Origin of the sequence: Streptomyces sp. NPDC059201 (assembly GCF_042754585.1) — a bacterium.
Taxonomy (GTDB): domain Bacteria; phylum Actinomycetota; class Actinomycetes; order Streptomycetales; family Streptomycetaceae; genus Streptomyces.
On sequence record NZ_JBHZBB010000004.1, the window covers coordinates 107,835 to 133,098 of the forward strand.

The 25,264-nt window shown below is 72.6% G+C and carries 23 protein-coding genes; 1 reads left to right on the forward strand and 22 read right to left on the reverse strand.

The genetic code is table 11. The features are described 5' to 3' along the window. Positions 1-28: 28 nt before the first annotated feature. From ACFXMG_RS14825 to ACFXMG_RS14845, 5 genes are all read right to left on the reverse strand, one after another. Positions 29-1,570, reverse strand: coding sequence for a GMC family oxidoreductase (locus tag ACFXMG_RS14825; RefSeq protein ID WP_383815421.1), 1,542 nt, complete (start codon positions 1,568-1,570; stop codon positions 29-31). Then, entirely contained in the window at positions 1,567-1,893 is a 327-nt protein-coding gene (locus ACFXMG_RS14830; protein WP_360312539.1) for a Nif11 family protein, read from the reverse strand. Before ACFXMG_RS14830 ends, ACFXMG_RS14825 begins: the two co-directional genes overlap by 4 nt. Then, positions 1,890-2,225, reverse strand: a complete 336-nt coding sequence (locus ACFXMG_RS14835; RefSeq protein WP_383815424.1) for a hypothetical protein — start codon at positions 2,223-2,225, stop codon at positions 1,890-1,892. The genes ACFXMG_RS14830 and ACFXMG_RS14835 overlap by 4 nt, the downstream gene beginning before the upstream one ends. Before the next feature lie 123 nt (positions 2,226-2,348). After that, positions 2,349-3,599, reverse strand: coding sequence for a low temperature requirement protein A (locus tag ACFXMG_RS14840; RefSeq protein WP_383815427.1), 1,251 nt, complete (start codon positions 3,597-3,599; stop codon positions 2,349-2,351). Between the two features lie 2 nt (positions 3,600-3,601). Next, complete coding sequence (locus tag ACFXMG_RS14845) at positions 3,602-4,567, reverse strand: NAD(P)/FAD-dependent oxidoreductase (protein ID WP_383815429.1); 966 nt, start codon at positions 4,565-4,567, stop codon at positions 3,602-3,604. 211 nt (positions 4,568-4,778) lie between these two features. Here ACFXMG_RS14845 and ACFXMG_RS14850 point away from each other — a divergent pair, with 211 nt between their 5' ends. Then, a complete protein-coding gene (locus tag ACFXMG_RS14850) occupies positions 4,779-5,813 on the forward strand; it encodes a zinc-binding dehydrogenase (RefSeq protein ID WP_360312547.1) in 1,035 nt (344 codons plus the stop codon). 139 nt (positions 5,814-5,952) lie between these two features. Here ACFXMG_RS14850 and ACFXMG_RS14855 read toward each other — a convergent pair whose 3' ends face one another. The 17 genes from ACFXMG_RS14855 to ACFXMG_RS14935 all read right to left on the reverse strand — a co-directional run bounded on the left by ACFXMG_RS14855 (position 5,953) and on the right by ACFXMG_RS14935 (position 25,233). Beyond that, positions 5,953-6,585 (reverse strand): DsbA family protein, encoded by a 633-nt coding sequence (locus tag ACFXMG_RS14855; protein ID WP_360312549.1) that lies wholly within the window; start codon positions 6,583-6,585, stop codon positions 5,953-5,955. A gap of 145 nt (positions 6,586-6,730) precedes the next feature. Next, positions 6,731-8,152, reverse strand: coding sequence for an MFS transporter (locus ACFXMG_RS14860; RefSeq protein WP_360312551.1), 1,422 nt, complete (start codon positions 8,150-8,152; stop codon positions 6,731-6,733). Positions 8,153-8,339: 187 nt separating this feature from the next. After that, the gene (locus ACFXMG_RS14865; RefSeq protein ID WP_383815432.1) at positions 8,340-9,104 is read right to left on the reverse strand and encodes an alpha/beta hydrolase family protein; all 765 of its coding nucleotides are present in this window, start codon (positions 9,102-9,104) and stop codon (positions 8,340-8,342) included. Beyond that, positions 9,104-9,526 (reverse strand): CoA-binding protein, encoded by a 423-nt coding sequence (locus ACFXMG_RS14870; RefSeq protein WP_383815435.1) that lies wholly within the window; start codon positions 9,524-9,526, stop codon positions 9,104-9,106. The genes ACFXMG_RS14865 and ACFXMG_RS14870 overlap by 1 nt, the downstream gene beginning before the upstream one ends. Then, complete coding sequence (locus ACFXMG_RS14875; protein WP_383815437.1) at positions 9,523-10,761, reverse strand: cation:proton antiporter; 1,239 nt, start codon at positions 10,759-10,761, stop codon at positions 9,523-9,525. Before ACFXMG_RS14875 ends, ACFXMG_RS14870 begins: the two co-directional genes overlap by 4 nt. Before the next feature lie 3 nt (positions 10,762-10,764). Further along, positions 10,765-11,250 (reverse strand): TrkA C-terminal domain-containing protein, encoded by a 486-nt coding sequence (locus tag ACFXMG_RS14880; RefSeq protein ID WP_360312559.1) that lies wholly within the window; start codon positions 11,248-11,250, stop codon positions 10,765-10,767. Between the two features lie 34 nt (positions 11,251-11,284). Further along, on the reverse strand, positions 11,285-13,576 hold the full coding sequence (gene glgB, locus ACFXMG_RS14885; RefSeq protein ID WP_383815440.1) for a 1,4-alpha-glucan branching protein GlgB: 2,292 nt from the start codon (positions 13,574-13,576) through the stop codon (positions 11,285-11,287). Continuing rightward, positions 13,573-15,612, reverse strand: a complete 2,040-nt coding sequence (locus tag ACFXMG_RS14890; RefSeq protein ID WP_383815442.1) for a maltotransferase domain-containing protein — start codon at positions 15,610-15,612, stop codon at positions 13,573-13,575. Before ACFXMG_RS14890 ends, glgB begins: the two co-directional genes overlap by 4 nt. 56 nt (positions 15,613-15,668) lie before the next feature. Then, a complete protein-coding gene (locus ACFXMG_RS14895) occupies positions 15,669-16,436 on the reverse strand; it encodes a MinD/ParA family protein (protein WP_360312565.1) in 768 nt (255 codons plus the stop codon). A 15-nt stretch (positions 16,437-16,451) separates the two neighbouring features. Continuing rightward, positions 16,452-17,756, reverse strand: a complete 1,305-nt coding sequence (locus ACFXMG_RS14900; RefSeq protein WP_383815444.1) for a PP2C family protein-serine/threonine phosphatase — start codon at positions 17,754-17,756, stop codon at positions 16,452-16,454. 13 nt (positions 17,757-17,769) lie between these two features. Further along, positions 17,770-18,279 (reverse strand): ATP-binding protein, encoded by a 510-nt coding sequence (locus ACFXMG_RS14905; protein ID WP_383815447.1) that lies wholly within the window; start codon positions 18,277-18,279, stop codon positions 17,770-17,772. Positions 18,280-18,289: 10 nt separating this feature from the next. Beyond that, positions 18,290-18,601 (reverse strand): STAS domain-containing protein, encoded by a 312-nt coding sequence (locus tag ACFXMG_RS14910; protein WP_360312571.1) that lies wholly within the window; start codon positions 18,599-18,601, stop codon positions 18,290-18,292. Between the two features lie 52 nt (positions 18,602-18,653). Beyond that, on the reverse strand, positions 18,654-20,801 hold the full coding sequence (glgX, locus tag ACFXMG_RS14915) for a glycogen debranching protein GlgX (RefSeq protein ID WP_383815450.1): 2,148 nt from the start codon (positions 20,799-20,801) through the stop codon (positions 18,654-18,656). Next, positions 20,798-21,139 (reverse strand): STAS domain-containing protein, encoded by a 342-nt coding sequence (locus ACFXMG_RS14920; RefSeq protein ID WP_360312575.1) that lies wholly within the window; start codon positions 21,137-21,139, stop codon positions 20,798-20,800. The genes glgX and ACFXMG_RS14920 overlap by 4 nt, the downstream gene beginning before the upstream one ends. Then, positions 21,136-22,986 (reverse strand): AGE family epimerase/isomerase, encoded by a 1,851-nt coding sequence (locus tag ACFXMG_RS14925; protein ID WP_383815453.1) that lies wholly within the window; start codon positions 22,984-22,986, stop codon positions 21,136-21,138. Before ACFXMG_RS14925 ends, ACFXMG_RS14920 begins: the two co-directional genes overlap by 4 nt. 5 nt (positions 22,987-22,991) lie before the next feature. Beyond that, positions 22,992-23,591, reverse strand: coding sequence for a DJ-1/PfpI family protein (locus ACFXMG_RS14930; protein ID WP_360312579.1), 600 nt, complete (start codon positions 23,589-23,591; stop codon positions 22,992-22,994). Beyond that, positions 23,584-25,233, reverse strand: a complete 1,650-nt coding sequence (locus tag ACFXMG_RS14935; protein ID WP_383815457.1) for a thiamine pyrophosphate-binding protein — start codon at positions 25,231-25,233, stop codon at positions 23,584-23,586. The genes ACFXMG_RS14930 and ACFXMG_RS14935 overlap by 8 nt, the downstream gene beginning before the upstream one ends. Positions 25,234-25,264: the final 31 nt, after the last annotated feature.

The following is a 25,264-nucleotide window of genomic DNA, read 5'->3' on the forward strand; positions in this document are numbered from 1 at the left end:
TACGTGGGTGCGGGGGCGCGCGGTGCCGTCAGGCGTCCGCGCGGACGAGGTCCGCCGCGCGCTCGCCGATCATGATCGTGGCCGCGTTGGTGTTGCCGGCGGTGATGGCCGGCATGACGGAGGCGTCCGCGACACGGAGTCCTTCGACGCCGTGGACGCGCAGGGCGGAGTCGACGACGGCCCCGGCGTCGGGGCCCATCCGGCAGGTGCCGGCGGGGTGCCAGACGGTGGAGGCGGAGGCGCGGACGTACGCGGCGAGCTCGGTGCGGGAGGTCAGGTCGGCCCCGGGGGCGAGCTCCCGTCCCCGGTAGGGGGTGAGGGCGGCGGTGTGGGCCAGTTCGCGGGCCAGCTCGATGCCGCGGACGAGGACGTCGAGGTCGGACTCCTCGGAGAGGTAGCGGGGGTCGACCACGGGCAGCGCGGTGGGGTCGGCGGAGGCGAGCGTGACGGTGCCCCGGCTGTGCGGCTGGGCCAGGATGGGGGCGAAGGTGAAGCCGGGGCCCTCGGTCTTGTACCGGTCGTCGACGAACTGCACCGGGCCGAAGAAGTACTGGAGGTCCGGGGAGTCCGCGGGGCCGGGCTCGGGCCGGGTGTGGACGAACAGGCCGGCTTCCGCGAGGAGTTCGGGGAAGGGCAGGTCGCTGAGGCTCTCGTAGCCGACGCCGAGGAGCAGGTGGTCCTGGAGGTTGCGGCCGACTCCGGGGAGGTCCACGAGGGGGGTGATGCCGTGGCGGCGCAGTTCCCCGGAGGGTCCGATGCCGGAGAGCATCAGGAGCTTGGGGGTGGCGAGCGCGCCGGCCGCGAGGATCACCTCGCCGGTGGTGCGGGCGGTGTGCGGGACGCCGTCGCGGAGGTAGGTGACGCCGGTGGCCCGGCCGCCCTCGACGAGCACGCGGGTGACGGTGGCGCCGGTGGCGAGCGTCAGGCCGGGGTGGTCGCGCACCGGGTCGAGGTAGGCGGAGGCGACACTGGAGCGGCGGCCGTCCTTGGAGCGGGTGGACTGGTAGTAGAAGCCGCCGTTCTCCTGCCGCTCGGCGTTGTAGTCGATCGGCCCGGGGTGGCCGAGCTCGTCGGCGGCGGCGACGAACGCCTCGGAGACGGGGGCGGGCCGGGGGTAGTCGGTGACCGCGAGGGGGCCGCCGGTGGAGCGGTGCTCGCCGGCGCCGCCGGAGTAGTCCTCGGCCCGGCGGAAGTACGGCAGGACGTCGTCGTGGCCCCAGCCCTCGTTGCCGAGGTCCCGCCAGCGGTCGAAGTCGCGGCGGTTGCCCCGTACGTACATCATCGCGTTGACGGAGCTGCCGCCGCCGAGGACGCGGCCCTGGGGCAGGGGTACGGTGCGGCCGTCGAGGCCGGGCTGCGGGACGGTCTCGTAGCCCCAGGCGGTGTCGCCGCCCCAGAGGGAGACCATCGAGGGGATGTCGGTGCGGTGGATCCGCTCGTCGCGGTCGTCGGCGCCGGCTTCGAGGAGGAGGACCCGGACGTCCGGGTCCTCCAGGAGCCGTGCGGCGACCACGCCGCCGGCCGACCCGGCGCCGACCACGATGAGGTCGAAGCTCTCCTCGCCGGTCACCGGGGCTCGTTCTCCGCGAAGCTGGGCAGGAGCTTGGTCTCCTGGAAGCTCGGGATGAGGTCGACGACCAGGTATTCGAGGTAGTACCTGCCCCACATGGTCTGCCAGAGCGGGAAGGTGCCGTCGAACTCCTCGCCCCGGACGCCGGCCAGCTTGGCCTCCAGGTCCCAGATCAGGGTGTCGAAGTCCTCGTGGGTGAAGGGGAGTCCGAAGGACTCGGCGGCGGCGAGGACCTCGTCCTTGCTGCGGTACTTCAGCGAGTCGAGGAGGTCGGGGCGGACGGCCACGGTCCGCAGGAACTCGATCGCGTTCTTGGCGCTCATCGGGCGTCCACCTGCTCCTCCGTGACCAGTGCGGTCAGTTCGTCGTCCGTGTAGCGGGGGACGACCCGCTCGACCAGATAGCCGAGGTGGGTCTTGCCCCACATGGCCCGCCACAGGCTGCTGTTGCCGTCGACGGGTTCCTGGTCCTTGCCGGCGATGACGCCCATCTCCAGCTTGAAGATGACGTCGGACATGTCGTCCGCCGAGAAGTCGTAGCCCTCGTTCTTCGCGTGGAAGAGGAGCTGGCTCAGGTTCCTCAGCTCGTACGCGGCCAGCGTCGCCGGATTCTCCCGCACGGCCACGAGGAAATCGAGAAAGCTCTTCTGTGACATTTCCTTCGCCCCCTTTTCCCATGATTCGAGCACGAATGATTCACTGCGCCGATTCTCGTCCGGTAGTTCTTTTCCGGGCAATCAGCGGAGGCCGACTTCCTGACCTGTGGGGCAGAAGGGGCGCTAGCGCTTCCAGTGCGGCATGTGGAGGAAGAGGACGCGCCGGCCGGTGGTGACGATCCAGTACTCGAAGAGGTTGAGGCCGACCAGGACGGCGGCCACGAGCACCCCGGTGACCAGCATCGGGAGGTACAGGGCGAGGGGGGTGAGGAGCAGGCAGAGGGCGGCCGCGGAGAAGCGGCTGACGCCGGCCGCGCCGAACATCCGCCACCGGGAGTAGCAGAATCCGAAGAGGTACAGGGCGGCGCTCGGCGCGAGCAGCAGCTCGGGGAGGGAATGCGGCACCGCCATCGGATACAGGCAGATCTTCTTGAGTCCCACCGCGATGAAGATGATGGCGGTGAGGTAGATGAAATGGCCGTAGTTGAAGACGTCCCGGACGATGCGGGCCTGCACCGGGTCGGTCTCCAGGCTGTGCCGGACGGCCGCCGCACCGAAATGGAAATAGGTCCACCACAGGCCGACGATGACGGTGAAGCTGACGGCGAGCGCGGCGGACCTGGCGGGTCCCAGGGAGCTGTTGGAGGCGTTGGTGCCGACGGCGAGGACGGTCTCGCCGAGCGCCATGATGATGACGAGGCCGAAGCGTTCCGGGAGGTGCGAGGTCTCGAAGGTGAAGCGGTCGAGCCGGTGGCCGAAGAGGACGGGGACGACCACCTCCATGACGGCGGCGGCGCCCCAGAGCGCGGTGCGGGCGGCCCCCGAGGTGAGGCCGCCGGCGAGGAAGAGGGGGCCGGCGAGCAGCAGGGTGAGCCCGAAGGGTTCGACCCTGAGGTCGCCGAAGAGCGGCAGCTTGCGCATGCCCGCCCACAGCAGGGCCCGCATGACGACGTAGCAGAGCGCGAAGAGCAGTCCGTGCTGCTGGTAGGCGTACGGGATGGCCACGGTCATGCCGAGGCCGCAGGCGGCGAGGGCGAAGAGCATCAGCCGGATCGCCGGGCGGTCGAGCGCCACGCCCGCGGAGTTGCCGAGCAGGGTGGCGCTCATCCAGCCCCACCAGAGCGGGACGAGGAGGACGAGGGTCTGCGCCAGGCCGAGGGGGCCGTGGGCGGCGGCGAGGAGGCCGGAGATCTGGACGAGGGCGAAGACCCACACCAGGTCGAAGAACAACTCGGCCCAGGTGACCCGCTGTTCGCCGTGCTTCCCGGACGGTTCGGCGGCGCCGCCGGTGGCGATGTCGACCTCGGAGTCCGGGTCGGCCGCGGCGGCCCCGCCCGCGGGGGCGGGGCCGCTCCTTGCTGCCGTGCGGTCCACCGTCAGTCGGCCTTCAGCTCGGGCGGGTAGAGGAAGTAGTTGACCGCGGAGGCGGCCTGCGCGCCCTCGTGGACGGCGGCGGTGACCTGGTGCGAGTGGAGGGCGGTGAGGTCGCCGGCCGCGTAGACGCCGGGGACGGCGGTCTTCTGCTCGGTGTCGACGACGACGTAACCGCTGTCGGCGAGGGGCAGCCCGAGCCGGCGGGCCAGCGTGGTCTCGGGGGTGGCGCCCTGGATGCTGAAGAGGGCGTCGAGTTCCAGCCTGCGCCCGCCGCGGGTGACGACGGCGGAGAGCATTCCGTCCGCCCCCTCGACCTCGCCGATCCGGTCGTGGTGGACGGGGATGCCGGCGCGGTCGAGGCGTCGGCGGTACTTCGGGCTGATGTCGTCGGCGCGGCTGTTGGTGAGCAGTTCCACCCGGTCGGTGAGGCTGTGCAGCTGCATGGCCTCGCCGGCGGCGGCGTCGGTGTGGCCGACGACGAGGATCCGCTTGCCCCGGTTCTCGTACCCGTCGCAGGTGATGCACCAGAACATCGAGCGGCCGACGTACGACTCCCAGCCCGCGAAGTGCGGGAAGTGGTCGAGGACGCCGGTGGCGAGGACGAGGGTGCGGGCGCGCCAGGAGTGGCCCTGCGAGCGGACGGTGAAGCCCTGCTCGGCGTCGCCCTCGGCGTGGGTGATGAGGTGGTGGACGATCCGGGCCCGGGGGTAGCGGGCGAGCTGCTCGGTGCCCAGCTTGCGCAGGTCGACCGTGGGGATGCCGTCGGGGAAGCCGAGGTAGTTGTGGTTGGTCTGGTGGTGCGTGGAGCGGCCGTGGCCGGTGTCGAAGACCAGGACCTCGCGGTTGTAGCGGGCCAGGTAGAGGGCGGCGGAGAGGCCCGCGGGGCCGCCTCCCACGACGATCGTGTCCACCGGCTCGCCGGCGCCCTGTCCTGTACCGGTACCCGTGGCTGGGGACGTGGACGTCACCGGGGTCCCTCCCTCGACTCTGTCGACAACGCGGTCATGGCCGCCGACGGTAGGGAGGGCGGCGGCCGCCGGGCCACTTCCTCGCGGAGACTTCCTGGGGTCGGGCCGTTCGCCGCCCGTACCTCAGGCAGTCCGCGCGGGTTTCTTGCCCGCCGTCCGGCCGCGGTGTTCCCGTCGGGAGTTCCCCTCCGCACTCCCGACTGGAGATCCCATGCGCGCAAGTCTCGTCCACGGCCATCAGGACGTCCGGGTCGAGGAGGTGCCGGACGCCCGGCTCCGGTACTCGACCGACGCGGTGGTCCGGGTCACCCACGCCTGCATCTGCGGCAGCGATCTGCTCGGCTACCGGAACACGGCGCCCCGGCCGCACGGGCAGCGCACCGGCCACGAGTTCATCGGCGTGGTCGAGCGGGTGGGTTCGGACGTCGCCCAGGTCCGTCCCGGTGACCGGGTGATCGCCCCCTTCACCTGGTCCGACGGGGTCTGCGCGCACTGTGTGGCCGGGCTCCACACGTCCTGTGTCCGCGGTGGCTTCTTCGGGCAGCCGGGCTCGGACGGGGCGCACGGCGAGGCGGTGCGGGTGCCGTTCGCGGACGGCACGCTGGTCGTGGTGCCGAAGGGGGCGGACGCCCCGGCGGGGGCGCTGCTCACGCTGTCGGACGTGATGGGCACGGGGCACCACGCGGCGCTGTGCGCGGCGGTGCGGCCCGGCGGGACGGTGGCGGTGGTGGGCGACGGCGCGGTGGGGCTGTGTGCGGTGCTGGCGGCGCGGCGGCTCGGCGCGGGCCGGGTGATCATGCTGAGCCGGCATCCGGACCGGCAGGCGCTGGCGACCCGGTTCGGCGCGACGGACCTGGTGCCCGAGCGGGGCCCGGCGGCGATCGAGGCGGTCCGGGAGCTGACCCGGGGACTCGGCGCGGACTCGGTGATCGGGGCGGTGGGCAGCGGCGAGGCGATGCACACGGCGCTGGGGGTGGCCAGGGACGGGGGCGCGGTCGGCTTCGTGGGGGTGCCGAAGGACGGCAACGAGGGGGTGGACTTCCGGCAGATGTTCCGGCGGAACGTGGCGCTGCGCGGGGGTGTGGCGCCGGTGCGGGCCTATCTGCCGGAGCTGCTCGCGGACGTGCTCGCGGGGCGGCTCGACCCGTCTCCCGTGTTCGATCTGACGGTGGGTCTCGACCAGGTGGCGGAGGGGTTCCGGGCGATGGACGAGCGGCGGGCCGTGAAGACGATGATCACCTTCTGAGGGGCGGCGGCTCCGGCGGGAGCGGCGGCGACCGCCTCTGCTCTCCTGCGGACGGGCTCCGCCCCCTCGGGGGTGGAGCCCGTCGCGCGTACCGGCGTGCCGTCGTCTTCGCCGCGCCGGGCGGCGGGATCGGGGTGGGTCAGCGGAAGTCGGGGCCCCGGGTGCGGGTGCGCTTGAGTTCGCTGAATCCGGGGGTGGAGGCGACGAGGACGACGCCGTCCCAGAGGCGGCCGGCCGCCTCGCCGTGCGGGGTGGGGCTGACGACCGGGCCGAAGAAGGCGGTGCGGTCGGGGACGGACGGGCCGTCGAGGGCGATGACGGGGGTGCCGACGTCCTCGCCGACGAGGGCGACGGCAGCCTTGTGGGAGTCGTACAGGGCGCTGTCGTAGGTCTGCGCGGTGAGGTGCTCGGCGAGGCCGGCGGGGAGGCCGGTCTCGCGCAGGGCGTCCTCGACGACGCTCCGGGTGTGCGGGAGGCCGCGGTTGTGGAAGCGGGTGCCGAGGGCGGTGTAGAGGGGGCCGACGACCTCGTCGCCGTGCTCGTGGGCGGCGGCGACGCAGACGCGGGCGGGGCCGCGGGCTTCGAGGAGCATCTGGCGGTAGGCGCGGGGCAGGCGGGGGTTGTCCTGGAGGATGGCGAGGCTCATGACGTGCCAGCGGGTGGTGACGGGGCGGACGCCCTCGACCTCGTGCATCCAGCGCGAGGTCATCCAGGACCAGGGGCAGACGGGGTCGAACCAGAAGTCCGCGTGGTGCGCTGCGGTGGTGTTCATGGGTTCCTTCGGTGGGCGGGGCGAAACCGGTGGGCAGGACGAACCGGTCGGCGGGGCGAACCGCCGAAGCGGTCACCGCGGGATCCGAAGGGGTGGGATCGCCGCGGTGACCGGTTTCGGGGCCCGTACGGGTCGGTCGGGCCGGTCAGGACTCCGACGAGGTGGGGGTGCGGCCCGGGAGGAGCGCCAGGGCGGCGAGGGTGGCGAGGACCGCGAAGCAGGCGGAGCCGATGAGCGCGGTCTGGTAGCCCTCGGTGAGCGCGACCGGGAGGGAGCTGCCCTCGGCGAGGGCGGTGCTGGTGGCCGAGCCGGCGACGGTGACCAGGATGGCGAGGCCGAGGGCGGCGCCGACCTGGTTGGCGGTGTTGAACAGGCCGGAGGCGAGTCCGGCCTCCTCCTCGCTGGCCTCGGCGGTCGCGGCGACGGTGGCGCAGACCCAGACGGTGCCGCCGCCGAGTCCGGTGAGGACCTCGGGGCCGAACTGCTCGACGAAGAACGAGCCCTGGCCGATCTGGGCGGCCCACAGGGCGCCCGCGGCGACGAGCAGGGTGCCGAGGGCGGCGGTCCAGCGCAGGCCGAGCCTGGGCAGGACGTGGCCGACGTTGGTGGCGGCGATGACGACGCAGAGGGCCAGCGGGACGAGCGCGAGGCCGGACTCCAGCGGCGAGAAGCCGCGGACCATCTGGGTGTAGAGGGTGAGGAAGAAGATGGCGGGGATGACGGCCATCGGGGTCAGGCCGCCGACCAGGTTGGCGCCGCGGAGGGTCTTCTTGCGGAAGATGCCGAGGGGGACGAGCGGCTGGCTGCTCTTGGCCTCGACGACCAGGAAGAGGCCGAGGAGGCCGAGGGCGAGGGCGCCGAGGCCCAGGGTGCGGCCGGAGGTCCAGCCGTACTTCTCCGCCTCGACGAGGACGAAGACGAGGAGGGCGAGACCGCCGGTGCTGAGGACGGCGCCGACCAGGTCGAAGCCGCCCGAGACGCCGGCGTTGTCGCGGTCGGCGGGGAGCAGCTTGCCGGCGAGGACGACCGCGAGGAGGGCGATCGGCACGTTGACGTAGAAGACGGAGGCCCAGCCGAACCAGTCGGTGAGCAGGCCGCCGAGGACCATGCCGGCCGCGCCGCCGGCGCCGGAGACGGCGCCGTAGACGCCCATGACCTTGTTGCGCTGCTTCTGCTCCTCGGGCGTCCCGTTGGGGAAGATCGTCATGAGGAGGGAGAGCGCGGCCGGGGCGGCGAAGGCGGAGGCGAGGCCCTGGAGGGCGCGGGCCGCGATCATGACGGCGGGCGAGCCGGCGAGGGCGCCGAGGAGCGAGGCGGCGGCGAAGAGCACCAGGCTGGCGGCGAAGAGCTTGCGCCGGCCGACGAGGTCGGCGAGGCGGCCGCCGAGCATGAGGAAGCCGCCGAAGAGCAGCAGGTAGGCGTTGGTGACCCAGGACAGGTCGCCCTGGGTGAAGCCGAGTTCGGCGCCGAGCGAGGGCATCGCCACGGCCACGATGGTGGAGTCCAGGACGAGCATGAACTGGACGGCGACGAGCAGGGCCAGTGCCGCGCCAGGGCGCTGAACCACTGGGCTGAGATCCTTGGTCTCAGTGACCGCTGGTGCGGACATGTGAGAAACCTCCAATGAGGAAGAGGACGGAAAAGAGCGGGAGGCCGGGGCGGAATGTGCGGACCGCCCGGTCACGACGGGATGCGAACGTAGTGCGGGATTCCCGGGGGCCGCGAAGAATCCGCCGCGACAATATGAAGTCCGGTCACGGCAGGTAATGCTCTGCCCAGGCCGCGATGAGATCGGCCGCGTAATGGGCGTCGCGGACGTCGCTCAGATAGTGGTCGGCGGTGTCGAGGGAGACGTACGACTTGGGGTGCCGGGCCGCCCGGAAGATCCGCGCCGCGTGCTCGACGCCCACCAGGGTGTCCCCCGGCGCGTGGAGGACGAGCAGGGCGGCGCCGAGCTCGCCGGCGCCGCGCCGCTCCGGCCGGTCCGCGAGCGAGTCGAGGAAGTCGCGGCCGAAGACGAAGCGCCGGCCGGCCAGTTCCACGGTGCCCTCGCCGGCCCGTTCGATCTCCTCGGCCGCGGTCCCGAACAGCTCTCTGACGTGCGCGGGAGTGCTCGGCGCGGCGATCGTCGCGACCGCCAGGACCTCGGGCAGGAGCCCGGCCGCGGCCAGCGTCGTCGCGCCGCCGAAGGAGTGCCCGACGAGCAGGGCGGGTGCCTGGTACCGCTCGCGCAGGTGCGCCGCCGCGGCGACCACGTCCGCCACGGAGTCGTCGAAGACCCCGTACGGCCGGTCGCCCTCGGACGCGCCGAGTCCGGTGAAATCGAGCCGGAGCACGCCGAATCCGCGGTCGGCAAGGCGGCGGGAGACGCGGGCGGCCGTGAGGAAATCCTTGGAACAGGTGAAACAGTGCGCGAATACGGCGAACGCCCGGGGCGTGCCCGCCGGAAGATCGATCTTCGCGGCGAGCAGCCGTTCGCTCGCGCCCGGGAATCGGACGGAACGTGTCCGGGCCTCCATCAGGATTCCCCGGCCAGGTCCAGTTCCGCGTGGACGGCGCCGAGGCAGCGGTTCATGACCACGCCCATGCCGGCGGCGCGGGCGACCCGGGCGGCCTCGTCGGAGACGATGCCGAGCTGGAGCCAGAGGGTGCCGGCGCCGATGGCGGCGGCCTGCCGCGCGATCTCCGGCGTCTCGGGCGCCGGCCGGAAGACGTCGACGACGTCGACCCGCTCCTGGACGTCGAGGAGGGAGGGGACGGCGGGCACGCCGAGGATGCTGCCGCCGTGCGGGTTCACGGGGATGATCCGGAAGCCCTTGGACTGGAGGTAGGCCGGGATCTCGTGGGCCGCCTTGCCCGGGGCGTCGGAGGCGCCGACGACCGCGATGGTGCGGGCCCCGGTGAGGATGCGGACGTAGTCGTCCCAGTGTCGCTCGCTCATGCGTAGAGTTCGCCTTTCTCGTGCGGGTGTTCGGGGTCGGGCTCCTCGGCGGGCCGGCGCCGGGCGGGCGGCGGGGCCTCGGGGCCGCCGGTCAGCCGCCGGGCCAGCGGCTCGGTGAAGCGGGCCGTCAGCGGGCCGAGGATGACGAGGAGCAGGACGTAGGCGGTGGCCAGCGGGCCGAGGGCGGGCTCGACCCCGGAGGAGACCGCGAGGCCGGCGATGACGATGGAGAACTCGCCCCGGGCCACCAGGGCGCCGCCCGCCCGCCAGCGTCCGCGCACGCCGATGCCGGCGCGCCGGGCCGCCCAGTAGCCGGTGGCGATCTTGGTGAAGGTGGTGACGACCACCAGGCCGAGGGCGGGCAGCAGGACCGGCGGGATGGTGCTGGGGTCCGTGCTGAGGCCGAAGAAGACGAAGAAGACGGCGGCGAAGAGGTCGCGCAGCGGCATCAGCAGGTGGTGGGTGTTCTCGGCGACCTCGCCGGAGAGCGCGATGCCGACGAGGAAGGCGCCGACCGCCGCGGAGACCTGGAGCTGCTGGGCGAAGCCGGCGACGAGCAGGGTCAGGCCGAGGACCACCAGGAGCAGCTTCTCGGGGTCGTCGCTGGAGATGAAGCGGGAGATCACCCGCCCGTAGCGGACGGCGACGAGGAGGACCGTGCCGACGGCGGCCAGCGCGATGGCGAGGGTGAGCCCGCCCGCGGCCCAGCCGGCGCCCGCCAGGATCGCGGTGAGGATCGGCAGGTAGACGGCCATCGCCAGGTCCTCCAGGACGAGGACGCTGAGGATGGCGGGGGTCTCCCGGTTGCCGAGCCGGCCGAGGTCGCCGAGGACCTTGGCGATGACGCCGGAGGAGGAGACCCAGGTGACGCCGGCGAGGACGACGGCGGCCACCGGCCCCCAGCCGAGCAGCAGGGCGGCGAGGGCGCCGGGGATGGCGTTGAGCAGGAGGTCGACGACGCCGGCCGGGGCGTGGGTGCGCAGATGGCCGACGAGGTCGCCCGCCGTGTACTCCAGGCCGAGCATGAGGAGCAGCAGGACGACGCCGATCTCGGCGCCGACCTCGATGAACTCCTCGCTGCCGCCGAGCGGCACGACGCCGCCGGCGCCGAAGGCCAGGCCGGCGAGGAGGTAGAGCGGGATGGGCGAGAACTTCATGCGGACGGCGAAGCGCCCGAGGAGTCCGAGGGCGAGGACCACGGCCCCGAACTCGATGAGGAAGACGGCGGAGTGCACGGGTCACCCCCGGTCGAGGATGTCGTGGGCGCCGTCGACGCCCTCCCGGGTGCCGATCACGATGATCGTGTCGCCGCCGCGCAGCCGGAAGTCGGGTCCGGGAGAGGGGACGGCGTGGGAGCGGCGCATGACGGCGACGATCGAGGCGCCGGTACGGGTCCGCATCTGCGTCTCGCCGAGCGTACGGCCGTTCCAGTAGGAGGTGCCGACGATCGTGACCCGTTCGGCGATCAGCCCGAAGTCGCTGGTGTGCAGCAGGTTGGGGCTGTTGTGGTCGGGGACGAGGGCGTCGGTGAGCGCCAGCGCCTCGCCGGGGGTGAGCTTCATCGAGAGCCCGGCGGAGTCGGGGTCGTCGTCGTGGTGGACGTTGAGCGTGCGGGTGCCGTCGCGGTGGGCGATGACCGACAGGGTGTCGTGGCGGCGGGTGGTGAGCTCGTACTGCACGCCGACGCCGGGCAGCGGGGTGGTCCTCAAGCGCGGAGCGGGCACGGTGCCCCCCTCTCTCCTCGGTTCGGTGGGTGGTTCAGGCGCGGCGGAGCCAGATCGCCCCGAGCGGCGGCAGGACGAACTCGGCGCTGTACGGGTGCCCCTGCCAGGGCACGTCCTGGGCCTCGACCGGGCCGGGGTTGCCGAGCCCGGCGCCGCCGTAGGCGGTGGCGTCGGTGGAGAGCACCTCGGTCCAGCGGCCCGGTCCCGGCAGGCCGACGCGGTAGGCGGGGCGGGGGTCGGGCCGGAAGTTGTGGACGCAGACCAGGGGGCCGCCCTCGCCCTCGGGGTCGTACCGGGCGAAGGAGAGGACGTTGTCCTCGGCGGCGTCGGCGTCGATCCAGCGGAAGCCCCCGGGGTCGCCGTCCCCGCGCCACAGGGCGGGGGTGGCGAGCGAGAGCCGGTTGAGGTCGCGGACCAGGTCGCGGACGCCGGTGTGGGCGCGGTCGCCGAGCAGCCGCCAGTCCGGTCCGCGCTCGTGGGACCACTCGGCGTCCTGGGCGAACTCCTGCCCCATGAAGAGGAGTTGCTTGCCGGGGAAGGCCCACATGAGGGCGAGGTAGCCGCGCAGGTCGGCGAATCGGCGCCAGCGGTCGCCGGGCATCTTGGCGAGCAGCGAGCCCTTGCCGTGGACCACCTCGTCGTGGCTGATGGCGAGGGTGTGGTGCTCGGCGTGGGCGTAGACGGAGGGGAAGGTCAGCGCCCGGTGGTGATGGCGGCGGTGGACCGGGTCCTGGGTGATGTACGACAGCGAGTCGTGCATCCAGCCCATGTTCCACTTCAGGGTGAAGCCGAGGCCGCCGGTGTCGGTGGAGCGGGTCACGCCCTCCCAGGCGGTGGACTCCTCGGCGACCGTGACGACACCGGGGCAGCGGCGCCGCACGGTGGCGTTGGTCTCCTGGAGGAACTCGACGGCCTCCAGGTGCTCGTGGCCGCCGTGGGCGTTGGGCAGCCACTCCCCCGGGCCGCGCGAGTAGTCGAGGTAGAGCAGGGAGGACACGGCGTCCACCCGGAGCCCGTCGACGTGGAACTCCTCGCACCAGTAGACGGCGTTCGCGACGAGGAAGTTGCGGACCTCGGGGCGGCCGTAGTCGAAGACGAGGGTGCCCCAGTCGGGGTGCTCGCCGCGGCGCGGATCGGGGTGCTCGTAGAGCGGGGTGCCGTCGAAGCGGGCGAGCGCCCACGCGTCGCGCGGGAAGTGGGCGGGCACCCAGTCGAGGAGCACGCCGATGCCGGCCGCGTGCAGGGCGTCGATCAGGTGCCGGAAGTCGTCGGGGGTGCCGAGCGCGGCCATCGGGGCGTAGTACGAGGTGACCTGGTAGCCCCAGGAGCCGCCGAAGGGGTGCTCGGCGACCGGCATGAACTCGACGTGGGTGAAGCCCAGCGCCTTGACGTAGGCGGGGAGTTCGGCGGCGAGCTCCCGGTAGCCGAGTCCGGGCCGCCACGAGCCGAGGTGGACCTCGTAGACGCTCATCGGCTCCCGCCCGGCGCTCCGCCCGGCCCGGCCGGCCATCCAGGCGGCGTCCGTCCACCGGTGGGTGGAGGCGTGCACGACGGAGGCGGTGCCGGGGGCGGACTCGGCGGAGGCGGCGAGCGGGTCGGCCTGCTGCGCCCAGGTGCCGTCCTGCCGGAGGATCTCGTACTTGTAGCGGCAGCCGGAGCCGACGCCCGGCACGAACAGCTCCCAGACGCCGGTGGCGCCGAGCGAGCGCATCGGGTGCCCGGCGCCGTTCCAGTGGTTGAGGTCGCCGACCAGCCGGACGGCGCGGGCGTTCGGGGCCCACACCGCGAAGGCGGTGCCGGTGACGGGCGGGCCCGCGGCCGGGCGGTGCTCCCGCACGGTGGCGCCGAGCACCGTCCACAGCCGCTCGTGCCGGCCCTCGGCGATCAGGTGCAGGTCGAGCTCGCCGGGGACGGGCGGGAAGCGGTACGGGTCGTCCGCCAGGTGCTCCTCCGTCCCGTACCGGACGAGCAGCCGGTAGTCGGGTACGGCGTCGAGGCCGGCGAGGAGTCCGGTGAACAGGCCCCCGCCGGCCGGCCGCAGCTCGGCGAGCGGGGCGCCGGCCGGGGTGACGGCCGTGACGGCGTCGGCGAGCGGCAGCAGCGCCCGCAGGGTGACCCCGGCGGGTCCCGGGTGCGCCCCGAGCAGGGCGTGCGGGTCGCCGGTCTCGCCGGCCCGGAGCCGCCGCAGGACGGCGGGGTCCGGTGCGAGGGGGCCGGGCTCGGCGGCGCCGCGCCCGGCGGGGGCGGGCTCGGCGGCGCCGGGCTCCGCGAGGCCGGGCTCGGCGGGGCGGGCGGCCGGGCGGAGGGCGGGCGGTGCCGTGGTCACGAGAGCTTCCTGTCGGTGATGACGTGGGCCACCCGGTACCGCGGGTCCAGGCGCACGTAGTTGTCCCGCCCCCACGGGTAGGTCTCGCCGGAGAGGACGTCGTGGGCGGCGAAGGTCTCCGCGCGGTCGAGGCCGAGGGCCGGCAGGTCGAGGTGGACGGTGGCCTCCCGGGCGCTGTGCGGGTCGAGGTTGAGCACGACCAGCACCCAGTCGTCGCCGGCCCGCTTGGAGAAGCAGACGACCGCGTCGTTGTCGGTGCGGTGGAAGTGGAGGTTGCGCAGCTCGTGCAGGGCCGGGTGGGCGCGGCGGAGCCGGTTGAGGGTCCGGACGAGGGGGGCGAGGGTGTCGCCCGACGCCTCGGCGGCCTTCCAGTCGCGGGGGCGGAGCTGGTACTTCTCCGAGTCCAGGTACTCCTCGCTGCCGGGGCCCGCGGGCACGTTCTCGTACAGCTCGAAGCCGGCGTAGACGCCCCAGGTGGGGGCGGCGGTGGCGGCGAGGACGGCGCGGATGGCGAAGGCGGGCCGGCCGCCGTACTGGAGGTAGGCGTTGAGGATGTCGGGGGTGTTCACGAAGAGGTTGGGCCGCAGGTAGGCGGCGCTCTCCTCGCCGTCGAGCCCGGCGAGTTCGGAGAGGTAGGACTCGACCTCGTCCTTGGAGTTGCGCCAGGTGAAGTAGGTGTACGACTGGTGGAAGCCGACCCGGGCGAGGGCGTGCATCATCGCGGGGCGGGTGAACGCCTCGGCGAGGAAGAGGACGTCGGGGTCGGTGGCGTGGATCTCCTCCAGGAGCCGCTCCCAGAAGCCGACGGGCTTGGTGTGCGGGTTGTCGACGCGGAAGACGCGCACGCCGTGGTCCATCCAGTGGCGCAGGACGCGCAGGCACTCCTCGAAGAGCCCGTCGGGGTCGGTGTCGAAGTCGACCGGGTGGATGTCCTGGTACTTCTTGGGCGGGTTCTCGGCGTAGGCGATGGAGCCGTCGGCGCGGTGCCGGAACCACTCGGGGTGCTCGGTGACCCACGGGTGGTCGGGCGAGCACTGGAGGGCGAAGTCCAGGGCGATCTCCAGGCCGAGCTCTCGGGCGCGGCCGACGAAGAAGTCGAAGTCGTCGAGGGTGCCGAGGTCGGGGTGGACGGCGTCGTGGCCGCCGTCGGCGGAGCCGATCGCCCACGGGGAGCCGGGGTCGTGGGGTCCCGCCGTGAGGGTGTTGCCCGCGCCCTTGCGGTGGGTGCGGCCGATGGGGTGGATCGGCGGCAGGTAGACGACGTCGAAGCCCATGTCGGCGACGGCGTCGAGCCGTTCGGCGGCAGTGCGGAAGGTGCCGGAGCGGGGCGGGTCGAGGACGCCCTCGGCGTCGGCTGCGGCGAGGACGGCGCCCTCGGAGCGGGGGAAGAACTCGTACCAGGCGCCGTAGAGGGCGCGTTCGCGGTCGACCCGGAGGGGGAGTTCCGGGGAGCGGGTGACGAGGTCGCGCAGCGGTCTGGCGGCGAGGACCGCGGCGACGGCGGGGGCGAGGGCGGCGGCGAGGCGGTCGGCGGGCGGGCGGTCCCGGTCGGCGAGCCGGCCACGGGCGGCGGCGAGGACGGCGCGGGCGTCCTCCTCGTCGGCGCCGGGCCGCTCCTGGGCGGCCCGGTCGAGGAGCAGCACCCCCTCGGCGAGCACCAGTTCGATGTCGAGGCCGGCCGGGACCTTGATCTCCGCGGTGTGGCGCCAGGTGGCCCACGGGTCGGCCCATGCCTCGACCCGGTAGCTCCAGTCGCCCTCGCGGCTCGCGGAGACCCGGGCGGTGTAGCGGTCGGTGCCGGGGGCGACGAGGCGCATCGGGCTCCACGGTCCGGTGCGGCCGTCGGGGTCGGTCAGGACCACGTTGGCGGCGACGGCGTCGTGGCCCTCGCGGAAGACGGTCGCCGACACGTCGAAGACCTCCCCGGGGACGGCGCGGGCGGGGCGGCGGCCCTCGTCGACCCGGGGACGGACGTCGGCGATCGGGATCCGGCCGACCGTCGGCGGGAACCGCCGGGCGTCGGGCTTGCCTTTCATGTGCGTGCCTCCTCGCACCGAGGTGCGGTCGCTGGGAAGGGTGGGGCGGTCGCCGGTCAGCGGCGGAAGCCGGTCGTGCCGTTGCGGACGTCGGCGATGATCCGCCGGTAGCCCGTGACCAGGGCGTGGTGCGGGTAGGCGGTGCTGAAGGGGCGTTCGCCGGCGAGGGTGGCCATCTCGGGGGCGTACGGGAGGACCGCGGTGATCCCGGTGCCGTACGCGCCCTCGACGACGGCGTCGAGCCGCTCCCGGTCCATGCCCGCCGGCACCATGTTCACGGCGACGCTGAGGCGTCCGCAGCCGAGCCGGCCGGTGAGGGACATGGTCTCGCGGGCGCCCGCGAGGTCGAGCCGGTCGGCCCGGGTGACGACGACGAGGGCGTCGGAGCTGGCCATCGCGGTGACCGTCTCGTTGTTGAAGCCGGCGTGCGTGTCGAGGATGAGGACGTCGAGGGCGAGGGAGTCGATGAGCCGGTCGAAGCCCTCGCGGAGCAGCCCGACGTCGTACCCCCGGCCCATGATCTCGCCGGCGCCGGCCGCCCGGCTGCGGGCGGGGACGAGGAAGAGGCCGTCGTGTCCGGCCTCGACCTCGGCGGGGTACGCGGCGTCCTCGATCTCGCAGCCGCCGATCAAGTAGTCGCTGAGCGAGCGGCGCACGGCACCGACCACGTCGCCGAACATCACGTCCAGGGCGGGCGTCTGGATGTCCGTGTCCACCAGCGCGACCCGGCGGCCCGCCGAGGCGAGGAGCAGCGCGAGGTTGGCCGCGGTGCTGGACTTCCCCGTGCCGCCTCGGTACGAGTGCACGGTGATGATCTGCGACATGGTCTCCAGGTCTCCTCAGGGGGCGGGGTCCGGCTCGGGCGCGCGCCAGTGGACGGTCATCATCGTGATGTCGTCGGACTGTTCGGCGGCTCCGACGAACGCGTCGAGGACGCCGTCCATGTGGTCGAGGAGTTCCTCGCCGCGGCCGGCCGCGGCGGTGAGCTGTTCGACCATGGCGTCCTCGCCGAAGAAGCCGCCGGACCCGGCGCGGGCCTCGGTGACGCCGTCGGTGTAGATGAAGAGCGTGTCCCCGGGGCTGATCTGGGCGTAGCCGAGGGAGAAGGTGACGTCGGGCATGACGCCGACGGCGGGTCCCGTGGGCTCCAGGAAGACGGGGTCGGATCCGTCGCCGCTGACCAGGACGGGCGGGTTGTGACCGCCGTTGATGTAGACGAGGTTGCCGGTGACCGGGTCGAGCACGCCGAAGAACATGGTGGCGAAGTAGCCCTGCCGGATGTGGTTGCGGGTGAGGTAGTTGTTGGTGCCGACGACGGCGTTGAGCAGCGGGGTGGCGCCGACGACGGGGATGGCCCGGCTGTGTTCCTCCCAGTCGCCGCTCTCGCCGAGGAGGTCGGCGGCGATGAGGTTCTGTAGGCCGCTCTGTTCGGCGGTGTGCCGGAGCAGGCTGCGGATGAGGGCCATGAAGAGGGCGGCGCCGACGCCCTTGTCGCAGACGTCGGCGACGACGAGGGCCAGGCGGCGGCGGTTGACCAGTTCGAAGACGTCGTAGAAGTCTCCGGCGACGGTGCGGGCCGGCCGGAAGCGGACGTCGATCTCCCAGCCGTCGAACTGCGGGAGGGTGTCGGGCAGGAAGCCGCCCTGGATCTCCCGGCCGATCTCCAGTTCGCGCTCGTAGCTGAGGAGTTCGGCGTGGGCGGCGACGTCCTCCAGGGTGCGGCTGAAGGCGGCCCGTTCGTGGCAGTTGCGCAGCCGGGCGCGCACGAGTTCCGGGTAGAAGGGCGGGACGAGGTAGTCGGATCCGGCCCTGATGTGGCCGCCGAGCAAGTGGAGTTCGTGTTCGGCGAAGGCCACGACGGTGGGGCTCTGGCCCTCTTCGACGAGCCGGCGGGTGACGGCCTTGACCGTGCTGGGCGAGAGCCGGGCGGAGGCGAGGACGACCTCGGTCTCGCCGGACGCGCCGGCCGCGGCGGCGAGGAGTTCGGCCGGGGTGCGGACGCGGACGTCGGCGTCCAGGCCCTCCAGCGCCTTCCTCAGCTCGGGCGGCACCCGGTGGTGCTCGTCGAGGAGGAGCACCTTGGTGCGGGCCTGCCGGGTCTCCGGCCGGGAGTCGGCCGGGGTCTCCGTCTGCGTCTGTGACATGTCTTCGTCTCGTCTATCCGTTGTCGTGCCGGGCGATGGCCAGGGTGCAGACGTTGCGGCCCGCCACCAGCGCGTAGTCGAAGGAGTCGACGGCCGTCAGGGCGAGGAAGACCCCGAGTCCGCCGACCTTGCGGTCGGCGAGGGGCACGTCGAGTTCGGGGGCGCGCAGGCCCTGCCGGGGGTCGAAGGCCGGGGCGTCGTCGACGAAGCGGATCCAGACGCGGCCGGTCTCGATGCCGCCGTCGACGAGGATGCAGCCGGGGGCGCCCCGGTAGCCGTGCATGACGATGTTGGTGGCGAGTTCGTCGGCGGCGAGGCGCAGCCGGTACAGCCGGCCGGGCGGCAGTCCGGCCCGCTCCCCGAGGTCCAGGGTGAACCGGGCGATCCGGTCCAGCGCCTCCAGCTCGGCCGGGACGCCGATGGGCGCGGGGGCCGGGCCGGCCGCCGGGCCGGCGGGGTCTCCGGGGAGCGGTGCGCAGGGCGCGGCGGCCCCCGCGGGTGCGGTGCTGAAGTCGATCGCCATGGCCGCCTCCTCAGGCGTCGATCAGGTCGATGCTGTGGTCGAAGCCGGCGAGGCGGATGGTCCGGCTCACGGGTTCGGTGGCGCCGACGACGCTGATGCGCACCTCGTCGCCCATCTTCTGGCGGGCGAAGACGAGGGAGCGCAGTCCGGCGCTGGAGAGGTAGGTGAGGAGCCTGACGTGGATGTCGAGGCGGAGCGCGCCGGCTCCGGCGGCGTCCTCGATGAGGTCGTGGAAGCGGGAGGCGGTGGAGGCGTCGAGCTCGCCCTTGAGCTCGATGGTGGCGACCTCGCCGGTCAGGCTGAGGGTGGCGTCGAAGGACACGGTGGGCTTCCTCTCGGTGGTCCGGTGGGTGGGTGCGCGGGCGGGCGGCGGGTCAGCGGGGTTCCCCGGCGGGGCGGCCGACGAGGATCACCACGGAGTGGGCTCCGAGGTGGTAGCGGCCGGCGTGTTCGAGCGGGGGTTCCTCGCCGACGGCGTGGAGCCCGTACGGGAGGGGCACGCCGGTGTCGGCGTAGAGGTGCCAGCGGTGCCCGTCCGGGAGGCCGGGCAGCTCCAGGTCGTGGGCCTCCCAGTGGGCGTTGACCGCGACGTACACGTGGTCGTCGGGCGCGGTGCCGCCCTTGGCGTGCCGGCCGCAGCGCATCATGCCGAGGACACGGCTGTGTTCGGCCCAGTCGGGGGACCAGGCCATGACGCCGTGCCAGCTCACGTCGGGGTAGCCGCTGCCGACCCGGTCCACGCCGAGGGGGTGGTCGGTGGAGCGGAGGACGGGGTGGGCGTGGCGGAAGGCGATGAGGCCGCGGGTGAAGGCGAGGAGTTCGGCGTTGGCCTCGACGAGTCCCCAGTCGAACCAGGAGAGGGCGTTGTCCTGGCAGTAGGTGTTGTTGTTGCCGAGCTGGGTGCGGCCGACCTCGTCGCCGGCCAGGATCATCGGGACGCCCTGGCTGGTGAGGAGGATGGCCAGCATGTTCTTCATCTGGCGCAGCCGGAGTTCGCGGACGTGGGCGGAGGCGCTGGGGCCCTCCTCGCCGCAGTTCCAGCTGTGGTTGTCGTCGGCGCCGTCGCGGTTGGACTCGCCGTTGGCCTCGTTGTGCTTGTCGTTGTAGGAGACGAGGTCGGCCAGGGTGAATCCGTCGTGGGCGGTGACGAAGTTGACGGAGGCGGAGGAGGTGCGGCCCTGGTAGAGGTCGGGCGAGCCGGCCATGCGGGTGGCGAGTTCGCCGACGAGGCCGGGTTCGCCCTTGATGAAGCGGCGGACGGTGTCGCGGTACTTGCCGTTCCACTCCGACCAGCGGCCGTAGTTGGGGAACTTGCCGACCTGGTAGAGGCCGGCGGCGTCCCATGCCTCGGCGATGAGCTTGGTGTGCCGCAGGACCGGGTCGTGGGCGAGCTGTTCCAGGAGCGGCGGGTTGGGCAGCGGGGTGCCGTCGGGGGCGCGGTCGAGGATGGCGGCGAGGTCGAAGCGGAAGCCGTCGATGTGGTATTCGGCCACCCAGTACCGCAGGCAGGAGAGGACGAAGTCGCGGACGACGGGGTGGTTGCAGTTGACGGTGTTCCCGGTGCCGCTGAAGTTGTAGTACTCCCCCTGGGGGGTGAGCATGTAGTACGTGGCGTTGTCGAGGCCGCGGAACGAGATGGTGGGGCCGTGTTCGTTGCCCTCGGCGGTGTGGTTGAAGACCACGTCGAGCATGACCTCGATGCCGGCCTTGTGCAGCTCCTTCACGAGCGACTTGAACTCGTCGGCCTGCATGCCGAAGCGTCCGGTGGCGGCGTAGCCGGCCTTGGGGGCGAAGAAGGAGACGGTGTTGTAGCCCCAGTAGTTGTGGAGCCGTTCGCCGGTGGCGGGGTCGGTGCGGGGGTTGTCGAGCTCGTCGAACTCGAAGACGGGGAGGAGTTCGACGCAGTTGACGCCGAGCTCCCTGAGGTACGGGATCTTCTCGCGCAGGCCCGCGTAGGTGCCGGGGGCCGACACCCCGGAGGAGGGGTGCCGGGTGAAGCCGCGGACGTGGGTCTCGTAGATGACGAGGTCCTCGGTGGGGATGCGCAGCGGGGTGTCGTCGCCCCAGTCGAAGTCCTCGTCGGGGACCTGCGAGCGGTACGGGTAGACGTCGTCCCAGTCCGGCTCCCGGCCCCACACGTCACGGCCGGAGACCAGCCGGGCGTACGGGTCGGCGAGGACCTTGCGGCTGTCGAAGCGGTCGCCCTCGCGGGGGTTCCAGGGGCCTTCGGCGCGGAAGCCGTACTCGATGTTCTCCGGGTCGAGGCCGAAGACGGTCATCGCGTACACGCTGCCGGTGCGGAACTCGGGCGGGAACTCCAGTTCGGCCATGGGCATGGCCGCGCCGCGCTCGAAGAGCACCAGGCTCATCGCGGTGGCGCGGTCGGAGTAGACGGAGAAGTTGATGCCGCCGGGCACCGGATGGGCGCCGTACGGGAAGGGCCGGCCGGCCCTGACCCGGTGGCCGCCGATCCGGCGGGTGGGGAAGGCGTCGACGCGCTCGCGGGTGTCGGGGGTGGTCATCGGCCCGCGCGTTCCAGGGCCGCGTCGAGGTTCTCGGCGATGTCGAAGAAGTCGAGGAAGCCGGTCGCGGACATCACGAAGTGGACCTCCTCGGAGAGCCCGACCAGGGTGACCCGGGCGGTGACCTGCTGGGCGCGGCGGTGCACGATCAGGAGGGTGCGCAGGCCGGCGCTGGAGACGTAGGAGACGGCGGTGAGGTCGATGAGAACCTCGCAGCCCTCGCCGACGTGCGGCAGGAGCTGGGCCTGGAGTCCGCCGGAGGTGGTGGAGTTGATCTCGCCCTGGAGGGCGACGACGGTCGCGGCGCCCTCGGTGCGGGTGGTGATCTTGACGGTCATCCGGTCACCTCCGGACGGGGGACGGGCGCGAGCCGGACCCTGACCTTGACGCGGCCGGAGGTCTCGGGGAGCCGGACGGTGAGGGCGTCGGCGTCGTAGTCGGCGTGCGGCTCGCCCTCGATCTCGACGGACTCGATGCGGACGGAGCCGGCGGGGAGCAGGTCGGGGGCGACGCGCAGGAGGCCGTCGTCGACGAGGGCCGGGTCGGGCTTGAACCAGAAGTCCATCGCCTTGCCGTTGATCAGCAGGTTGTTGTAGACGGCGGCCAGGTAGCAGAGCTCGGCCGAGTGGTACATCGACATCGAGTGGCTGCCCTTGTGGCGCTCGACGCCGAGGAGGTAGGGCAGGCCGCTGGCGAGGACGTTGAAGTAGACGGCGCCCTCGTCGTGGTCGAGGAAGAAGGCGTTGTAGAAGGACTGGGCGTCCCGGGCCTCGGTGCGGAAGTCCTCGCGGCGGGTGTGGCCGTGCAGGATGAGGTAGGCGAGGATGGCCTGCTCCTGCTGCCACCACGCCTTGCGGTCGTGCCAGGTGAAGCGGAAGCGGTCCTCCCCGTCGGCCTTGACCCGCTCGACGACGTCGTACCAGCCGCCGCGCTGCCGGTCGGCGCCGGCCTCGGGCATGGTCTCGGCGATGGAGACGGCGGTGTCGAGGTAGGCGTCCTTGGGCCGGAGCGCCTGCATCCGCATGAGGTTCCAGGCGATCTTGAGGTTGTGGCCGACGACGGCGCGGTTCTGCTGCCAGCCGTGCGTGGTGTCGTGCGACCAGTCCCGGTGGAAACGTTCCTGCACGAAGGGGCTGTGCGTGGTGTCGGGGAAGCGCTCGACGATCGTGTCGAAGGTGTACTCCAGCATGTCGGCGTAGGTCTTCTCGCCGGTCGCCAGGTACAGGTTGATCAGGTACGCGGGGGCGTGGTCGCCGACCGAGTTCCAGTTCTTCCGCGCCCGGTTGGCGCCCAGGGACTCGTGGTCCGGGCTGAGCAGGATCGGGTCGATGTGCGAGAAGTAGCCGCCGTGCTCGGGGTCCAGGTAGAACCGGTCGAAGAGCCGCAGGGTGGCGTCCGCGTCGGCCTTGATCCGCGGATCCCCGGTGATGCGGTACGTCTGCACGGGGCCGGCCAGGGCGTAGATCTGCTCGTAGGCGGGGAGCGCGTCGTAGTCGTCGGAGAACTCCGAGGTGAAGAGCTTCGACTCGACGTCCCCGTCGACCTTGAGGCCGTGGTACCAGTACACGACGTTCTCGTCGCCGTCGACGAAGCGCATGTGCTCGCGGAGGTACTCGGTGCCGCGCTCGGCGATCTCCAAGTACTCGTCCTCGCCGGTGAGGAGGAAGGCCGAGGCCATGCCGTACACCAGCCGGGAGATGGTGTCGGTCTCCTGGACGTGGCTCGCGGTCTTCTCGCCGCTGAGCCGGATCTCGGTCCGGTACTCGCGGAAGTCGACCGGCCCGTCGCCGAACTGGGCCTTGCGGTAGAAGGCGGCGATCTCCTCGATCTGCCGGACCCACCAGCCGCCCTCCTCGAAGCGGTAGTCGTCGGCCTGCCGGCCCACGAAGACCAGCCGCTTGGCCTCGAAGCGCAGCCCGCCGCCGGGGCGCGGGTAGAAGACGCCGTACGCGAGGACGAAGCGGCCCTCCTCGGCGAGGTCGTCGATGTGGCCGGAGGCGTCCTGGTAGGGCTCGCCCAGGTTGTGCAGCAGCTCCGCGCTCGGGCCGCCGTCCAGGGCGACGTCGAAGCTCCGGCCGTCGGCGGTGGCGAGGGTGAGGACCCGGGCCTCCCGGTCGAAGCCGGTGATCCGGCCGGCGATGGTGTCGGAGAACGTGAAGTCCACCGTTGCCGCGTTGCTCGTCATGATCGTCACGCCCCTCGGAGCACGAGCTCGTCGATGATGGTCCTGGCGAAGAGATGGCAGTGGTCGCCGGTGCGCGCGGTCACCAGGTCGCCGTCGACGACGACGTCCTGGTCCACGTAGGAGGCGCCCATGTTGCGCACGTCGCCGATCAGGTTGTTGTGGCACACGACCTTGCGTCCGCGGACGGTGTACGGGACGGAGGCGGCCAGCCACATGCCGTGGCAGATGATCCCCTTGACCAGGCCGGACCGGGAGAAGGCCCGGCGCAGCAGGTCGGTGGCGGGGGCGAGGCGCTCGATGTCCTCGGTGTAGCGCAGCCGGTCGGCGACCATGCCGGAGGGCACGATCAGCGCGCCGTACTCGCGCAGCCGCCGGTCGTCGAGCTCGGAGAGGTCGCGGGTGACGGTGAGCGGGGCGCGGTGTTCGTGGCCGGTGAAGGTGAGGGAGCGGTTGCCCCACAGCCGGCTGAACAGCTCGACCTGGGCGCCCTCCTCGGCGAACCGCCGCTGGTAGTAGGAGATCTCCGGCTCGTAGAAGTCGCTCTCGGCCAGGATCGCGATCCGGCGGCCCGTGAGGACGCCGGGGCGGACCGGTAGGTCAGTCATCGTTCCGCTCCTCGGCGGTGGTCCGGAGGTCGATCAGGAACGGCGCGTCGTCGGCGAGCATCCGCTTGACGGCGTCGGCCACCTGCTCCGGCGCGTCCACCCGGACCGCCTCGACGCCGAAGCCCCGGGCGATCTCGGCGAAGCCGAGGTCGGGGTGGGACAGGTCGAAGGGGGTGGGGTGGGCGTGGTGCGGGACGCCGCGCTCGCGCCAGTACTGCTCGATGTTGAGGTCGAGCAGCTTGTAGCTGCGGTTGTTGCAGATCACGAACTTGGCGCCGATGCCGTGCCGGACCGCCGTGTACAGCGCCTGGATGGTGTACATGGAGCCGCCGTCACCGGTGAAGCCGATGACGGTCTTCTCCGGGTGGGCCAGCTTGATGCCCATGGCGCCCGGGATGCCGACGCCGAGGGAGCCGCCCCGGGTGGAGAACCAGTGGCCGGGGATCCGGCCGGGCAGATGGGCGTTGAGCGGTCCGCCGGAGGTCAGCGCCTCGTCGAAGACCATGACGTCCTCGGGGACCTGGGCGGCCAGCTCCCGCATGAACGCGTCGAGGAGCGAGCCGTCGGGGGCCGGCGCGGCCGGACGGGCGGCCCTGCGGGCCTCCAGGCGGGCGGCGGCGGCCGCGCGGTCGGCGTCCGTCAGCCGCGCGTCGAGCCGCTCGGCGAGCGCGGCCAGGGTGTGCTTGGGGTCGGCGACGAGACCGAGGCTCACCGGGTGGTTCTTGGCGATCTCGTAGCCGTCGAGGTCGATGTGGACGATCCTGGCGTCCTCGCGGAAGGCCCCGCCGGTGACCGGGAAGACCTCGGGGAAGACGTAGGTGCCGACGATCAGGACGGCGTCGGCGTCCTTCACGACCTCGTGGCTGACCTCGCCGAACATGTGGCCCAGCTGGCCGCGGTAGAGCGGGTGCCGGGCATCCAGGTTGACCTCGGAGAAGTCGACGCCCCACACGTCCGCGCCGAGCTGCTCGGCGACCCGGGCCAGCTCCTCCTGGCCGCCGGAGGCCGAGACGCCGTCGCCCACCAGGACGAGCGGGCGTTCGGCTCCGGCGAGCAGCTCCGCGGCCCGCTCCACGAGCTCGGGGACGGGCACCGACCGGGTGTCGAGGAAGGTGGTCGGGACGACCGGCTCGGAGTTGAGCGCGTCGAGCACGTCCATCGGCAGGGCGACGAAGACCGGCCCCCGGGGCGGCGTCATGGCCATCTTCATGGCGCGGCGCAGCACCCGCAGGACCGAGTCCGGGTCGGTGACGCGGGTGGCGTACTTGGTCACCGGCTCGGCCATGGCGACCAGGTCGGCGGCCATCTGCGCGTCCATCGCCTCGTACTTCACACCCGCCTCGCCCGCGATGACGAGGAGCGGCGAGTGCCCGCGCTTGGCCTGGTAGAGCATGCCGATCGCGTTGCCGAGACCGACTCCGCTGTGCAGCTGGAGGAGCGCGGGGCGGCCGGTGGCGCGGGCGTAGCCGTCCGCGATGCCGGCCGCGACGGTCTCCTGGAGGGTCAGGATGTACTGGAGCTCGTCGTAGTCCTCCAGCGCGTCCAGGAACCCCTGCTCGACCGTCCCGGGATTGCCGAACATAAAGGGAATTCCATCGGCGATGAACTGCTCGATGATCGCGGCATTGCCCTGCCTGGCCATGTTCTCCTTCTCTCGTCGGATCTCTTCGGAT

Bases quoted from the DNA above. Each gene is read 5' to 3' on its own strand.
- ACFXMG_RS14830 (WP_360312539.1), bottom strand. From the start codon at position 1,893: ATGAGCGCCAAGAACGCGATCGAGTTCCTGCGGACCGTGGCCGTCCGC.
- ACFXMG_RS14835 (WP_383815424.1), bottom strand. From the start codon at position 2,225: ATGTCACAGAAGAGCTTTCTCGATTTCCTCGTGGCCGTGCGGGAGAAT.
- ACFXMG_RS14850 (WP_360312547.1), top strand. From the start codon at position 4,779: ATGCGCGCAAGTCTCGTCCACGGCCATCAGGACGTCCGGGTCGAGGAG.
- ACFXMG_RS14855 (WP_360312549.1), bottom strand. From the start codon at position 6,585: ATGAACACCACCGCAGCGCACCACGCGGACTTCTGGTTCGACCCCGTC.
- ACFXMG_RS14865 (WP_383815432.1), bottom strand. From the start codon at position 9,104: ATGGAGGCCCGGACACGTTCCGTCCGATTCCCGGGCGCGAGCGAACGG.
- ACFXMG_RS14870 (WP_383815435.1), bottom strand. From the start codon at position 9,526: ATGAGCGAGCGACACTGGGACGACTACGTCCGCATCCTCACCGGGGCC.
- ACFXMG_RS14890 (WP_383815442.1), bottom strand. From the start codon at position 15,612: ATGAAAGGCAAGCCCGACGCCCGGCGGTTCCCGCCGACGGTCGGCCGG.
- ACFXMG_RS14895 (WP_360312565.1), bottom strand. From the start codon at position 16,436: ATGTCGCAGATCATCACCGTGCACTCGTACCGAGGCGGCACGGGGAAG.
- ACFXMG_RS14900 (WP_383815444.1), bottom strand. From the start codon at position 17,756: ATGTCACAGACGCAGACGGAGACCCCGGCCGACTCCCGGCCGGAGACC.
- ACFXMG_RS14905 (WP_383815447.1), bottom strand. From the start codon at position 18,279: ATGGCGATCGACTTCAGCACCGCACCCGCGGGGGCCGCCGCGCCCTGC.
- glgX (WP_383815450.1), bottom strand. From the start codon at position 20,801: ATGACCACCCCCGACACCCGCGAGCGCGTCGACGCCTTCCCCACCCGC.
- ACFXMG_RS14920 (WP_360312575.1), bottom strand. From the start codon at position 21,139: ATGACCGTCAAGATCACCACCCGCACCGAGGGCGCCGCGACCGTCGTC.
- ACFXMG_RS14925 (WP_383815453.1), bottom strand. From the start codon at position 22,986: ATGACGAGCAACGCGGCAACGGTGGACTTCACGTTCTCCGACACCATC.
- ACFXMG_RS14930 (WP_360312579.1), bottom strand. From the start codon at position 23,591: ATGACTGACCTACCGGTCCGCCCCGGCGTCCTCACGGGCCGCCGGATC.
- ACFXMG_RS14935 (WP_383815457.1), bottom strand. From the start codon at position 25,233: ATGGCCAGGCAGGGCAATGCCGCGATCATCGAGCAGTTCATCGCCGAT.